General features: G+C 65.3%; 15 protein-coding genes. 7 read left to right on the top strand and 8 right to left on the bottom strand.

Annotated features, from left to right (window positions below):
• Positions 1 to 181: 181 nt before the first annotated feature.
• The 8 genes from galU to cmk all read right to left on the bottom strand — a co-directional run bounded on the left by galU (position 182) and on the right by cmk (position 8,473).
• Positions 182 to 1,060: a UTP--glucose-1-phosphate uridylyltransferase GalU gene (gene galU / locus DI041_RS01830; RefSeq protein WP_046983803.1), complete on the bottom strand. Its 879-nt coding sequence runs from the start codon at positions 1,058 to 1,060 to the stop codon at positions 182 to 184.
• Positions 1,057 to 2,970 (bottom strand): polysaccharide biosynthesis protein, encoded by a 1,914-nt coding sequence (locus DI041_RS01825; RefSeq protein WP_046983804.1) that lies wholly within the window; start codon positions 2,968 to 2,970, stop codon positions 1,057 to 1,059. The genes galU and DI041_RS01825 overlap by 4 nt, the downstream gene beginning before the upstream one ends.
• Before the next feature lie 3 nt (positions 2,971 to 2,973).
• Positions 2,974 to 3,963, bottom strand: a complete 990-nt coding sequence (locus DI041_RS01820) for an MraY family glycosyltransferase (protein ID WP_046983805.1) — start codon at positions 3,961 to 3,963, stop codon at positions 2,974 to 2,976.
• A gap of 3 nt (positions 3,964 to 3,966) precedes the next feature.
• Positions 3,967 to 5,145 carry a lipopolysaccharide assembly protein LapB gene (gene lapB / locus DI041_RS01815; RefSeq protein ID WP_012510791.1) on the bottom strand — a complete coding sequence of 393 codons (1,179 nt, stop codon included), beginning with the start codon at positions 5,143 to 5,145 and terminating at the stop codon, positions 3,967 to 3,969.
• Positions 5,146 to 5,151: 6 nt separating this feature from the next.
• Positions 5,152 to 5,436, bottom strand: coding sequence for a LapA family protein (locus DI041_RS01810; RefSeq protein ID WP_046983806.1), 285 nt, complete (start codon positions 5,434 to 5,436; stop codon positions 5,152 to 5,154).
• An 82-nt stretch (positions 5,437 to 5,518) separates the two neighbouring features.
• Positions 5,519 to 5,824 carry an integration host factor subunit beta gene (locus DI041_RS01805; protein ID WP_005409286.1) on the bottom strand — a complete coding sequence of 102 codons (306 nt, stop codon included), beginning with the start codon at positions 5,822 to 5,824 and terminating at the stop codon, positions 5,519 to 5,521.
• 87 nt (positions 5,825 to 5,911) lie between these two features.
• Positions 5,912 to 7,597 (bottom strand): 30S ribosomal protein S1, encoded by a 1,686-nt coding sequence (gene rpsA / locus DI041_RS01800; protein WP_012510790.1) that lies wholly within the window; start codon positions 7,595 to 7,597, stop codon positions 5,912 to 5,914.
• Between the two features lie 198 nt (positions 7,598 to 7,795).
• On the bottom strand, positions 7,796 to 8,473 hold the full coding sequence (gene cmk, locus DI041_RS01795; RefSeq protein WP_046983807.1) for a (d)CMP kinase: 678 nt from the start codon (positions 8,471 to 8,473) through the stop codon (positions 7,796 to 7,798).
• A 197-nt stretch (positions 8,474 to 8,670) separates the two neighbouring features.
• On the opposite strand from cmk, the gene ykgO reads away from it, so the two are divergent.
• From ykgO to DI041_RS01760, 7 genes are all read left to right on the top strand, one after another.
• Positions 8,671 to 8,796, top strand: a complete 126-nt coding sequence (gene ykgO / locus DI041_RS01790) for a type B 50S ribosomal protein L36 (RefSeq protein WP_005409283.1) — start codon at positions 8,671 to 8,673, stop codon at positions 8,794 to 8,796.
• 173 nt (positions 8,797 to 8,969) lie between these two features.
• On the top strand, positions 8,970 to 9,272 hold the full coding sequence (locus tag DI041_RS01785) for a hypothetical protein (RefSeq protein WP_426355763.1): 303 nt from the start codon (positions 8,970 to 8,972) through the stop codon (positions 9,270 to 9,272).
• Positions 9,273 to 9,311: 39 nt separating this feature from the next.
• A complete protein-coding gene (locus DI041_RS01780) occupies positions 9,312 to 10,349 on the top strand; it encodes an agmatine deiminase family protein (RefSeq protein ID WP_136639465.1) in 1,038 nt (345 codons plus the stop codon).
• A 158-nt stretch (positions 10,350 to 10,507) separates the two neighbouring features.
• Complete coding sequence (locus DI041_RS01775) at positions 10,508 to 11,395, top strand: carbon-nitrogen hydrolase (RefSeq protein ID WP_046983810.1); 888 nt, start codon at positions 10,508 to 10,510, stop codon at positions 11,393 to 11,395.
• A gap of 14 nt (positions 11,396 to 11,409) precedes the next feature.
• On the top strand, positions 11,410 to 11,940 hold the full coding sequence (locus tag DI041_RS01770) for a GNAT family N-acetyltransferase (RefSeq protein ID WP_046983811.1): 531 nt from the start codon (positions 11,410 to 11,412) through the stop codon (positions 11,938 to 11,940).
• Positions 11,941 to 11,944: 4 nt separating this feature from the next.
• Positions 11,945 to 13,165 (top strand): TraB/GumN family protein, encoded by a 1,221-nt coding sequence (locus tag DI041_RS01765; protein WP_136639466.1) that lies wholly within the window; start codon positions 11,945 to 11,947, stop codon positions 13,163 to 13,165.
• Positions 13,166 to 13,214: 49 nt separating this feature from the next.
• Positions 13,215 to 14,060, top strand: coding sequence for a phytanoyl-CoA dioxygenase family protein (locus tag DI041_RS01760; protein WP_046983813.1), 846 nt, complete (start codon positions 13,215 to 13,217; stop codon positions 14,058 to 14,060).
• Positions 14,061 to 14,112: the final 52 nt, after the last annotated feature.

The following is a 14,112-nucleotide window of genomic DNA, read 5'->3' as shown; positions in this document are numbered from 1 at the left end:
CGCCCTTCCCGTCCGCGCCCGCAGGAAACTGTCGAGAGGCGTGGGCAGGCCGCTGCAGGACCGTTGGCGCCATGGTTGGCGCCATCGAGCCCCCAGGGATGGGTTTACGGCGTGTCCTGCAGCGGACTGCCCACGCCTCCCCCACTTTGGCAGGAAGGCGCTGACGGAGCGCTTGATAAACCTACTCCGCCAGCATCGCCGCCAGCTTCTCGCGTGCCGGGCCGGCCAGCTTCGGGTTGTCCAGCGCGAAGCGAATCGTCGCCTCCACCAGCCCCAGGTGCGTGCCGCAATCGAAACGGGTGCCCTCGAAACGATAGGCATCCACCTCTTCGGTCTTCAGCAGCTGCGCGATCGCATCAGTCAGCTGGATCTCGCCACCGGCACCGCTGCCGGTCTGCTCCAGCAGTTCGAAGATCTTCGGGCTCAGCACGTAGCGGCCGACCACGGCCAGGTCGCTCGGTGCGTCCTCCGGCTTCGGCTTCTCTACGATCTGCGAGATACGACCCTTGCGGCCATCGAACGCATCGGTGGCGACAATGCCGTAGCTGGCGGTCTTGTCATGCGGCACGTCTTCCACCGCGATCACGCTGGCGCCACTGGCTTCGTTGAGGTCGGCCATCTGCTTCAGCGCGCCATCGCCACGGTTCCAGATCAGGTCGTCCGGCAGCAGCACCGCGAACGGCTCGTCGCCGATCACCGCCTTGGCACACAGCACCGCATGGCCCAGGCCCAGCGCTTCAGCCTGGGTCACGAAGATCGCACGCACGCCGTTGGGCAGCACATGGCGGATCATCTCCAGCTGTTCCAGCTTGCCGGCACGCTCGAGCTTCTGCTCCAGTTCGTAGGCCTTGTCGAAATAATCGGCCACCGCATGCTTGTAGCGGTTGGTGATGAACACCAGCGTGTCGCAGCCCGCTTCGATCGCTTCATCAACCGCGTACTGGATCAGCGGACGATCAATGATCGGCAACATTTCCTTCGGCACCGTCTTGGTTGCCGGCAAAAAGCGCGTCCCGAGCCCTGCCACTGGAAAAACTGCCTTGCGAATTCGCTTGCTCATTGGTGCCTGTTGGCCTCACGTGCCGGAAAGGGCACGACTTTAGCGGATGAAATGTAAGCATCCTGTTCGATGGGAGAGAACTCCGGCATCGTCGCGAACAGGATCTCCTGGATGCTGGTGGTGTCGTAGCTGCACACCGCCTCGCGCAGGCGCGGGACATTGCCCAGCACCACATCGCGCGCGAACGTGCGCACACCGGCCTCGAGAATCTTCGGGTGCGCGGTCGAACGATAGTCCTCGTCCGAATAGAACAGCGTCTCGTGCAGCTTCTCGCCCGGGCGCAGGCCGGTGTAGATGATCGGAATGTCCTTGTACGGCTGCTTGCCGGCCAGGCGGATCATCTGTTCGGCCAGGACGCGGATTGGCACCGGCTCACCCATGTCAAGCGTATAGATCGCACCATGCGAGGCTGACGCGGCGGCCTGCAGAATCAACTGGCAGGCCTCCGGGATGGTCATGAAGTAGCGGCTGACTTCCGGGTCGGTGACAGTAACCGGTCCGCCGCGCAGGATCTGCTCGCGGAACAGCGGCACCACGCTGCCGGCCGAGGCCAGCACGTTGCCGAAGCGCACGGTGACGAACCGGGTATGCGTGGACCTCTGGTCCAGGCTCTGGCAGATCATCTCGGCGTAGCGCTTGCTGGCACCCAGCGCATTGACCGGATCAACCGCCTTGTCGGTAGAGATGAACACGAAATGCTCGACGTGCGCCTCAAGGCAGGCACGAGCCACGTTCTCGGTGGCCAGGATATTGTTTCGCACCGCTTCGCGCAGCTGACGCTCCAGCACCGGCACATGCTTGTAGGCAGCGGCATGGAACGCGGTATCGACCGGATGCAGCGACAACGCGTGGCGGATCACCGCCGGGTCGCCACAGTCGCCCAGTACCGCTTCGACCTCGACATCGGGGAAGCTGCGGCGCAGCTCGCCTTCAATGGTCAGCAACAGCAGCTCGCTGATCTCCAGCAGGATGATGCGGCCGGCGCCATGGCGCGCGCACTGGCGGCACAGCTCCGAGCCGATCGAGCCACCGGCACCGGTGACCATCACGGTACGGCCGCCCAACCAGCCGCGAATCAGGTTCCAGTCCGGCATGATCGGCTTGCGGCCGAGCAGATCCTCGATCGCCACTTCCTTCAACTGCCCTGGCAGCGACTGGCCCTGCAGGATGTCGCTGAGCTTGGGTACGGTACGGAACGGCACGCCGGTGCTTTCGCAGATGGCGACGATCCGCTGCATGCCCGCGGCATCCAGCGACGGAATAGCAATGACCAGCAGCTTGGCCGCGGTTTCGCGAACCACTGCCGGCGCGTCGTCCAGGCCGCCCAAGATGGGCAGGCCCTGCAGCTTGGCCCCACGCAGGTGGGGCGCATCATCCAGCAGGCCCACCGGTTCGAAGTTGCCCGACCGGCGCAGGTCGCGGACCAGGGTCTCGGCCGCCTGGCCGGCACCGAGGATCAACACGCGCCGCGCGGACGAATCCGACTGCAGCGACTGGTAATCCTTCCAGGCCCGGTACAGCAGCCGGGGCGCACCCAGCAGCGCCGACAGTGCGAACGGATAGATCACCAGCACCGACATCGGTACGCCATCGAAGCGCTTCCACATCAGCACCAGCACGATGGCGACCATGCCGATGAAGCTGGCCTTGAAGATGTTCAGCAGGTCGCTGACGCTGGCGAAACGCCACAGCCCGCGATACAGGCCAACGCGCCAGAACACCAGGCCCTGCAGCAGCAGTACCAGGGTGGTGTCGACATTCCACAGGGGAAGCGCGGGCGCGTTGGGAAGGATCGAGTAGCGCCCCGCATGGAGCAGCTGCCAGCATGCCCAGACCATGAAAAGGTCGTGGCAGACGATGGCCGAACGCGGCATCAGGCCGAGGATTCTGTCCCGCCAGGGTGAAGCCATGAGTCAGATAGTTCCTTGTCGGTGACGCAATCCATTGCGCAGGAGGAGCCAAAGGACGCTCAGCGCAATGAACCACGCGATCGCCACGACAGCCTCCCACCTCGGCTGCAAATTCGAGCAGACATTAAGCACTGTAATACTGAACAGGCCCAAAGCAAAGTACATCCCTGTCACCTGAGCGTGGCTGGCTCCTGCCTGGACCGCCCTCTGGTAGACGTGCTGGGTATGGGGTTCCGTCCAGCGTTGCCCGGAAATGATGCGCGCCAGCAGTGTGAAGCCTGCGTCCACAAGGAACGCCGAGGCCGGGACCAGCAGCAGGATCCAATTGATGTCGGTACGCACGCTGGCGATCGCCAGAACCACCGCCACGGCATACCCCAGCGCGCCACTTCCGACATCACCCATGAAGATCCGTGCGCGCGGAAAGTTGAACGGCAGGAATCCCAGGCAGGCCAGGCCCAGCGCCACGGCGGCAAGCGAATAGGGCCAGGGCAGCACCGGCGCCAGGCCCAGCGCGACCACGATGGCCTGGCTGGCGGCAATGCCGTTGATCCCATCCATGAAGTTCCAGATGTTGATCAGCGAGGCAGTGAACAGCAGCACCAGCACGGCCAGCAGCCAGCTGCCACCATGCATCTTGACCAACGCAGCCAGCAGCGCGGCGGCGATGAAGTGCACCAGCAGCCGGCGCATGGCCGGAAGCGGCTTGTGATCGTCCCACCAGCCGATGCCCGCGACCAGGACCAGGCCGAGACTGGCAACCAGCAGGCTGGGCGTTGCTTCGGGCCAGGCCCACATCGCCACGCCCGCCGTAACGAGCAGGCTGATGACGATGGCGATGCCGCCACCGCGGGGGGTTGCCACGCTATGGCTGCGGCGTTCGCCGGGCTGGTCCATCAGCTGCCTGCGCAGCGCGTAACCGCGTGCCGCCCAGGTCAGCGCCGCACTCAGCAGGGCCAATCCCAGCAGCGCCCCCATCACAAACCACGGCATGGATCAGAGCACCGCGTAGTTCAGCAGTGGCTTGACCGTGCCCCACTCCTTGCAGCTCGGGCACTGCCAGTGGTGGGTACGCGCGCCGAAGCCGCAGCGGGTGCAGCGGTAAGCGGGGTTGCGGACCAGCAACTGGTCGGTGATGTGCTTGAGGTCGTGCAGGGTCGCCGTGGAATCGGCGCCTTCGGCCAGGGTCAGGTCGATCAGCGCGGACTCGCCACGTACCGAAGGACGATCCTTGAGCTGGCGGCCGAGGTAGGCACGGGCCGGGGCCACGCCCTCCTGCTCTTCCATCAGGCGGGTCAGCGCCAGCACCGGGGCGATACCACGATAGTGCTCGGTCATTTCCGAGAGGAACGCACGCGCACCGCCGAGGTCGCCGACCTTCCGGTAGTTGGCCATCAGCGCAGGCAGCAGCTCGGGCAGGTACTCGGGATCGTTGCGGGCCGCGCGCTCGAACGCGCGCACGGCGGCTTCGGCGTTGCCGGCATCCGTTTCCAGGCGGCCCTCGATGATGCCGGCACGCACCGACATCGCGTCGGCCTGGTAGGCGCGGGCAATCGCTGCCCTCGCCTCTTCCAGCTTGCCGGCGCCGCGGAAGCGCTCGGCCAGCTCGCACTCGAACTGGCCGATCAGCTTGCCCATCGGCTCGCCGGTCACGTCCTCGAAGCGGGTGGCATTGTCGATCGCCTTTTCCCAGTCACGCTCAGCCTGGTAAATGCCGATCAGGTGCTTGAGCGCCTGCGGAGCACGCTGGTCCAGCTGCGCCAGTTCGGTGAACACGGTCTCTGCGCGGTCCAGCAGGCCGGACTTCATGTAGTCCTCGCCCAGTGCCAGCAGCGCCTGCACGCGCTGCGCGTCGCTCAGGTCGTGGCGGTTGACCAGGCCCTGGTGCAGGCGGATGGCGCGATCGACTTCACCACGGCGGCGGAAAAGATGGCCCAGCGCGACCTGGGTCTCGAAGGTTTCCTTGTCCAGCTCGGCGATGTGCAGGAACAGCTCGATGGCCTTGTCCGGCTGTTCGTTGAGCAGGTAGTTCAGGCCGCGGAAATAGGTGCTGGACAGGCGGCTGACCTGGTTGTCACCGTGGCGTTGCCCGCCACGCCGGCCGATCACCCATCCGGCCAATGCGGCCAGCGGAACGAACAGGAAAAACCACAGCCACTCGGTGACGAAATCCATCTTCGGTCAGCGTCCATCAAAAGATTGCGGGGGAACCACCGGCGCCGACGTGGCGGCAACGGACTTGTTGGCGCGGCGCAGCTGGCTGTAGAGCGGAATGACCACGCTCACCAGCACCAGGCCGGCGCCGACGATCACGCCGATCAGCAGCGCGGCAATCAGCGCCACGCCGACGGACGTATTCAATTGGGTGAACAACAGGTTGATCGACATCGCGGTCATGTTGACCGCACCAATGATCAGCCCAAGGATCAGCACCGCCAGCAGGACCAGCAGACGAAAAACCTTCATGCGACAGCTCCAGTGGCAGGAGACCGTAGCTTATCCGACTCGCGGCTCGATTCGCACGCGGTGGCGCGACGGCGGGGCGGGCTCAGGCCGGATCGGCGTCCAGCGGCAGCACACTGCTGACCCGCTCGCGCAGTTCCTTGCCCGGCTTGAAATGGGGGACGTGCTTGCCCGGAAGGGCCACCGATTCACCGGTCTTCGGGTTGCGGCCCAGGCGCGGCGGACGGTAGTGCAGCGAGAAGCTGCCAAAGCCACGGATTTCGATGCGATCCCCGGCAGAGAGGGAACCGCCCATCATTTCCAGCAATGACTTGACCGCCAGATCGACATCATCGGCCTTCAGGTGCGCCTGCCGGCGCGCAAGGATTTCGATCAGTTCGGATTTGGTCATTACCGGCTCACATCAGGGGCATCTCAGCCTGAAACGGCCCGGGCAGTGCCCGGGCCGTCCAGGAAACAACGAACAGCGTAAGGCCGATTACTCGGACTTGTTGCCGCTCAGCTGCGCACGCAGCAGCGCGCCCAGCTGGGTGGTGCCGCTGGCAGCCGAAGAGGACTGGTATTCCTCCAGCACTTCGCGCATTTCCGCGTCGTCCTTGGCCTTGATCGACAGCTGCAGGGTGCGGCCCTTGCGGTCCATGCCCACGAACTTGGCTTCGACCTTGTCGCCGACCTTCAGGTGCTGGGTGGCGTCGTCAACGCGCTCGTTGGCGATGTCGCGGGCCGAGACGTAACCTTCGATGCCGTCAGCCAGCTCGATGATCGCGCCCTTGGCGTCGACTTCCTTCACCACGCCCTCAACCTTGGAGCCCTTCGGATTGGCAGCCATGTACTGGCCGAACGGATCCTGCTCCAGCTGCTTGACGCCCAGCGAGATGCGCTCACGCTCCGGATCGACAGCCAGGACAACCGCGTCCAGGGTGTCGCCCTTCTTGAAGTTGCGAACGATGTCTTCGCCAGTGGTCGCCCAGCTGATGTCGGACAGGTGAACCAGGCCGTCGATGCCGCCGTCCAGGCCGATGAAGATGCCGAAGTCGGTGATCGACTTGATCTGGCCCGACACCTTGTCACCCTTCTTGTGGGTGGCAGCGAAGGTTTCCCACGGATTGGCGGCAACCTGCTTCATGCCCAGCGAGATGCGGCGACGCTCCTCGTCCACGTCCAGGACCATGACTTCAACTTCGTCACCGACCTGCACGACCTTGGACGGGTTGACGTTCTTGTTGGTCCAATCCATTTCGGAAACGTGCACCAGGCCTTCGACGCCCGGCTCGATCTCGACGAACGCGCCGTAATCGGTGACGTTGGAGACCTTGCCGAACACGCGGCTGTTGGCCGGGTAACGACGGGCGATGTTATCCCACGGATCTTCGCCCAGCTGCTTCAGGCCCAGCGAAACGCGGTTGCGCTCGCGGTCGAACTTCAGCACGCGCACGTCCAGCTCGTCGCCGACGTTCACGACTTCGGACGGATGGCGCACGCGCTTCCATGCCATGTCGGTGATGTGCAGCAGGCCGTCGATACCGCCCAGGTCCACGAACGCGCCGTAGTCGGTCAGGTTCTTGACGACACCCTTCAGGATCGCGCCTTCCTGCAGCTTGTCCATCAGCTGCTCGCGCTCTTCCGAGTGCTCGCTTTCGACGACAGCGCGGCGCGAAACCACGACGTTGTTACGCTTGCGGTCCAGCTTGATGAGCTTGAACTCGAGCTCCTTGCCTTCCAGGTAGGCCGGATCGCGCACCGGGCGCACATCGACCAGGGAACCCGGCAGGAAGGCGCGGACATCCTTGATGTCCACGGTGAAACCACCCTTGACCTTGCCGCTGATGCGGCCGGTGATGGTTTCGTTCTTTTCCAACGCTTCTTCCAGCTCGTCCCACACCATCGCGCGCTTGGCCTTCTCGCGCGACAGGACGGTTTCGCCGAAGCCGTTCTCGATCGAGTCGAGGGCGACCTTGACGATGTCGCCTTCGGCGACGTCGATTTCGCCAGCGTCGTTACGGAACTGTTCGATCGGCACGATGCCTTCGGACTTCAGGCCAGCGTTGATCACCACGACGTCGCCGCGGACTTCAACAACGGTACCGCTGACGATGGCGCCCGGCTTCAGCTTGGCCAGGTTGGCCTGGCTGGCTTCAAACAGTTCGGCAAATGATTCGGTCATTAGATTTACTCTGTTGGACACATGGGTCGGTGGCGTCCCCTTCAGGGGAATGGCGACCGCCCGCCTGTTGGTCGACCCCGGAAACGCAGGTCGTGTGTAGTAGGAAAACCGCCACGCATCATTGCGCGACGGAGCTGGTACAGCACTGCTTTGCGCGACCACCACCGGTGTTGCTGGCAGTACTCCCGCGCGAACGGATCAGGCAGCCGGAACCGGAAGCAGATCCATCACTCGGGCAACGACATCATCGATGCCGATGCCTGTGGTGTCGATGAGGACAGCATCGTCTGCCGGCTTCAGGGGCGCCACGGTACGCTGAGCATCACGGGCGTCGCGGGCCATGATCTCGCGCAGGAGGTCATCAAAGCTAACAGAAACCCCCTTGTCTTTCAACTGCTTATGCCGGCGCTCGGCGCGCTCCTCGGCACTGGCGGTCAGAAAGACCTTGTAGGACGCGTCCGGGAAGATCACCGTGCCCATGTCACGGCCATCGGCGACCAGGCCCGGCAGTTCCCTGAATGCGCGCTGGCGCTCCTTCAGGGCGGCACGGACCTCAGGAATGGCGGCAATGGCCGAGGCCAGCGCCCCCGTGGTCTCCAGGCGCAGCTCGTCGGTGGCATCGGTGCCGTTGACCAGGACCCGCATGGCCTCGCCCTGCTCGACAAACTGGACGTGGGTGTCGAAGGTGCAGCGGACCAGCGCCGAGGCATCCGAGGTATCGATGTCGGCCCAGCTGGCAGCCACGCCCACCGCCCGGTACAGCGCGCCCGAATCCAGGTAATGCCAGCCCATCCGGCGCGCCACGATGCGGCTGATGGTACCCTTGCCGGCCCCGGATGGGCCGTCGATGGTCAGGACGGGAGCGAGTGGATTCATGGGGGTCCCAGAGCGTGTGAAGAGGCCATTCTAGCCCCTGCCAGACGCCCCCAGCAGGATCTTTTGTGCAACCACTTGAAACCACGAGGAAAAGCCCGGTAGAATGGCGGGCTTGAACGAGCGTCAACTGCCGATTGTCTTTCGCATATCGCGGCCACGCTCCACCCGAACAACTACTGTTTACGCCGAGGTATGCCATGAAAGTCCTGTCCTCCCTGAAGTCGGCGAAGGCCCGTCACCGTGACTGCAAGGTCGTGCGTCGCCGTGGCAAGATCTTCGTCATCTGCAAGTCGAACCCGCGTTTCAAGGCGCGTCAGCGCTAAGCCTCACAGCCCTCGCGGCTGCGGCTGGCCCTACGCGGGGCCGACCCGATGCAAAAAGCCGCCTTCGGGCGGTTTTTTGTTTATGCGGCTTTTTCCTGCCGTTTTTGCTGTAATCGCCGTTCTTGACCACTGGGGAGTAGTTCGAGATGAAGCGTTACCTGTCCGCCCTGGCCATGCTGGCCACCCTGGCCGCCGCCACACCGGTGCTGGCCGATACCCTGCTTGTCGACCGCGCCCGCGAAAAACCAGCTGGTGCCCTGCCCGTGCGCGGCCAGAGCATGCAGCAGGTGCAGGCGCAGTTCGGCGCGCCGAGCGAGCAGCTGCAGCCGCGTGGCGGGCAGAAGCGGCAATGGCCGACCATCAACCGCTGGGTGTACCCGCAGTTCACCGTCTACTTCGAGAAGCAGAAGGTGATCAACGTGGTGGCCAACCAGGCGGACCCGAACGAAATCGGCCCGAAACCGCCGATCCGATGATCCCTCTACCCGCCGTGCGCGGGCCTGTGTAGCGAGACCATGAACCAGACCCTTCGTTTTCCTGCCGAATGGGAAGCCCAGAGCGGCATCCTGATTGCCTGGCCCACCGCCGACACCGACTGGGCCGACCGCCTGGGCCAGGTGGAAGAGACCTACATCGCGCTGGTCGCGGCGATCACCCGCTTCCAACCGGTGCTGATCTGCGTGGCCGACGACGATGTGGAGACCTATGCCGAGATGCGGCTGCGCTCCAACCGCATCGACATGGACAAGGTCCACTTCACCACGGCGGCCTACGACGATACCTGGCTGCGCGACTCCGGCCCGATCACCCTGCGCCGCGCCGATGGCGGCTTCCAGCTGCTGGACTTCCGCTTCACCGGCTGGGGCGGCAAGTTCGACGCGACCCTGGATGACCAGCTGGTGGGCGTGCTCGACCAGGCCGGCGTGTTCAACGACGCACCGGTGCGCAGCATCCCGTTCGCGCTGGAAGGCGGCGGCATCGAGACCGACGGTGAAGGCACCCTGCTGACCACCTGGAAGTGCCTGCACGAGCGCCACCCGGACCGCGACCGGGCAAGCCTGACTGCCGACCTGGCCGACTGGCTGCAGCAGGATCGCGTGCTGTGGCTGGACCACGGCTACCTGGAAGGCGACGACACCGACGCCCACATCGACACCCTCGCCCGCTTCGCCTCGGCCGACAGCATCGTCTACCAGGCCTGCGACGACCAAAGCGACTCGCATTACGCCGAGCTGCAGGCGATGGGCGACGAGCTGGCCGCACTGCGCACCAAGGATGGGCAGCCGTACCGCCTGTTCCCGCTGCCGTGGGCACAGCCGGTGATCGACGAAGGCCGTCGCCTGGCTGCCTCGTACGCCAATTACCTGATCGTCAACGGTGCGGTACTGATGCCGGCCTACGGCGATCCGGCTGACGATCTCGCCCGCGACGTGCTGGCGCAGGCGCACCCGGGCCGCGAGATCGTGCAGGTGCCGTGCCGCTCGCTGATCTGGCAGAACGGCAGCCTGCACTGCATCACCATGCAGCTGCCGGAAGGCCTGTTGAAGGCATGACGGTAGTGCCGGCCGCTGGCCGGCAACCATGCAATGTCTGATGGATCCACGGGATTGCCGGCCAGCGGCCGGCACTACCAGCACCCATTCAGCGCGCGACACGCCGTCGCCGTCCATCCGCGCTAACATGCAGGTTTTCCCCCGCAGGAACGCCCCGCATGAACTCGCGCAGCCCCCTTACCGTCGCCCTGATCCAGGAGCGCAACCACGGTGATGCCGCCGCCAACCTGGCGGTGATCGAAGCACGCGTGGCCGAGGCGGCTGCGCAGGGTGCCAAGCTGGTGCTGCTGCAGGAACTGCATAACGGTCCGTACTTCTGCCAGCACGAGTCGGTGGACGAGTTCGACCTGGCCGAGCCGATTCCGGGCCCGAGCACTGAGCGCCTGGGCGCGCTGGCGAAGAAGCATGGCGTGGTACTGGTCGGCTCGCTGTTCGAGCGCCGAGCTGCCGGCCTGTACCACAACACCGCGGTAGTGTTCGAAAAGGACGGCACGCTGCTGGGCAAGTACCGCAAGATGCATATCCCGGACGACCCGGGCTTCTACGAGAAGTTCTACTTCACCCCGGGCGACATCGGCTTCAAGCCGATCGATACCTCGGTGGGCCGCCTCGGCGTGCTGGTGTGCTGGGACCAGTGGTACCCGGAAGCGGCGCGCCTGATGGCGCTGGCCGGTGCCGAGCTGCTGCTGTACCCGACCGCGATCGGCTGGGACCCGGACGATGTGCAGGACGAGAAGACCCGCCAGCGCGACGCCTGGGTGCTGAGCCACCGCGGCCACGCCGTGGCCAACGGCCTGCCGGTGCTGAGCTGCAACCGCGTCGGCCACGAGGCTTCGCCGCTGGGCGCGTCGGGCATCCAGTTCTGGGGCAACAGCCACGTGCTCGGCCCGCAGGGCGAGTTCCTGGCCGAGGCCGGCACCGATGCCACCGTGCTGGTGTGCGACGTCGACCTGCAGCGCAGCGAGCACGTGCGCCGCATCTGGCCGTTCCTGCGTGATCGCCGCATCGATGCGTACGGCGACCTGCTCAAGCGCTACATCGACTGAGCCGGAGCCCGCGCATGGCCGTCCTCATCCGTGATGCCGGCCCGGCCGACATCGACGCGATCACCGCGATCTATGCGGTGGAAGTGACCGACTTCGTCAACACCTACGAGTACGACATCCCCGACGCGCCGGAGATGCTGCGCCGCATGCGCGACATCATCGACCGTGGCTTCCCCTACCTGGTCGCCGAGATCGACGGCCAGGTGGCCGGCTATGCCTACGCCAACACCTACCGCACCCGCATCGCCTACCAGTGGACCGTGGAAAACTCGGTCTACGTCGATGCCCGCTTCCAGGGCCAGGGCGTGGGCGCCGGCCTGCTCCAGGCCCTCATCGACGCCTGCGTGGCGCGCGGCTACCGGCAGATGGTGGCGGTGATCGGTGAACCGACCAATGCCGCCTCCATCAAGCTGCACGAACGCTTCGGCTTCGAGCTGGTGGGCGTGTTCCGTGGCCTTGGCCGCAAGCATGGCCGCTGGCTGGATACCGTGCAGATGCAGCGCGCGCTCGGCGATGGCGCCGACACCGCACCTTCCAATGAATGAATCCATGACTGAAACCCTTCCTGACACCGGCGATGACCTGTTCGCCGGCCAGCCGGTACGCGTCGTTGAACGCGACGGCGTGCGCTACACCCTGCTCGGCACCGCGCACGTCTCTCGCGCCAGCGTCGAAGCAGTGGAAAAAGCGATCGACAGTGGTCGCTTCGACGCGGTGGCCGTCGAGCTCGATCCGCAGCGCCTGCAGGCCCTGAGCGACCCGGACACCCTGGCCAAGCTCGACCTGGTCGAGGTGATCCGCAAGGGCCGCGTCGCCCTGTTCGCCGCCAACCTGGCGTTGTCCGCCTACCAGCGGCGCCTGGCCGAGCAGCTCGACATCGAGCCGGGTGCCGAACTCAAGCGCGCGGTGGAACTGGCCCGCGAGCGCGATCTGCCTGTGCACCTGATCGACCGTGAAGTCGGCCTGACCTTCCGCCGTGCATCGCAGCGGCTGGGCTTCTTCGGCAAGCTGAAGCTGGTTGCCGGGCTTGGCGCCGGCCTGTTCTCGTCGGAGGAAGTGGGCGAGAACGAGATCGAAAAACTTAAGCAGGGCGACATGCTGGAGTCGAGCTTCGGCGAGTTCGCCAGCGAGAGCCCGGCGCTGTACGAGACCATCATCGGCGAGCGCGACCGCTACATGGCCACGCGCCTGCGCGAAGCGCACGACCCGCAGCAGCGCGAAGTGCTGGCGGTGGTCGGTGCCGGCCACCTGGCCGGGCTGGCACGCTATCTGGAAACCGACACCGAGGCGCCGGCACCGCTGCGCGCCGAGCTGGAATCGGTGCCGAAGAAGCGCAACATCCCGTGGTTCACGCTGGGCATCCTGGCCATCGTAGCGACCGGCATCGGCGTGGGCTTCTACCGCGGCGGGCTGGGCGTTGGCACCGAGCTGCTGGCGACCTGGGCGATGTACACCGGCGGTCTGGCCGGCCTGGGCTGCCTGCTGGCCGGTGGCCATCCGCTGAGCATCCTGACCGCGATCGCGGTGGCACCGTTCAAGCCGTTCCGCTTGAGCATTCCAACCGGCGCGTTCTCGGCGCTGGTGGAAGCACGCCTGCGCAAGCCGGCGTACGAGGACTTCCTGAAGCTGCGCGACGATGCGCAGAGCCTGAAGGGCTGGTACCGCAACCGCGTCACCCGCGTGGTGCTGACCTTCATGCTGACCAACCTGGGCAGCATGCTGGGCCTGTGGCTGACCACGTTCAAGGTCTGGGGCAAGGTGGCGGGCTGATGGTCCCGCCCCACGTGGCTATACTCAGCGTTTAAGGAGGAACACAGCGATGGATGCATATGACGCGCTGATGCGCGATGGTTACGTAGTCGTTCGCCAGGCCATCGCGCCGGCGCTGGTCCAGGACATCAATGAGCGCATCGCGCGCTTCAAGCAGCGCAACCCCAAAGCGGTAACGCGCAACCTGGACGATCACAATCGCATGTACCGGGTCGTCAACCTGCACCTGGCAGTGGATGCGATGACCCGCCTGCTCACCGACAACCCGGCCATCGACGTCTGCGACCGCTTCCTCGGTGAACCCACTACGCTCTACACCAGCCTCTACTACGAGCGCGGATCCGAACAGTCATTGCACCGCGATACGCCGCTGTTCTGCACCTCCCCGGGCGAGCGCTACATGGGGGTGTGGACGGCACTGGAGGCAGTTGATGACAGTAACGGCCCACTACGGGTGGTCCCGGGCAGCCACCTGCTGCCGCCCATTGATGTGCAGGCGCTGCGACGCACGGTCTTCGGCGACAGCCCGGTCGGCGCCATGTCGCCGGAGGGCTGGACTGCCTACCAGGATGCGGTGGCCCGCCAATGCGAAGATGCTGGCCTGCAACCGCAAGCGGTGCACGTGCAGGCGGGTGACGTCATCGTCTGGCACCCACAGTTGTTCCATGGCGGCGCCCCGCATCCTTCGTCCGGCACGCGCCGCAGCGTGGTGATGCATGTGACCCCGAAGTCGATGCCGGTCGGTCACATGGATGTCTTCTACGGACAGACCCACCCGCCGGAGAAGGCGCCATGGCGCTACTACCGACGCGGCCGGCGTGAGATCGCGCGGTTCGGCCATGTCGATTTCGGGCATGAATACACCCGGCGCACGCTGTTCCTGCGCAAGGCCTGAAAAAAAAATGGGGGGAGACCGCCCCACTACGACCGGTCTCCCCCCACACCAC

It is taken from the genome of Stenotrophomonas maltophilia (assembly GCF_004920835.1).
In the GTDB taxonomy this organism is placed as follows: Bacteria; Pseudomonadota; Gammaproteobacteria; order Xanthomonadales; family Xanthomonadaceae; genus Stenotrophomonas; species Stenotrophomonas maltophilia_AQ.
The sequence above is the reverse complement of the archived record's forward strand: the minus strand, read 5'-3'. Positions and strand labels throughout refer to the sequence as shown.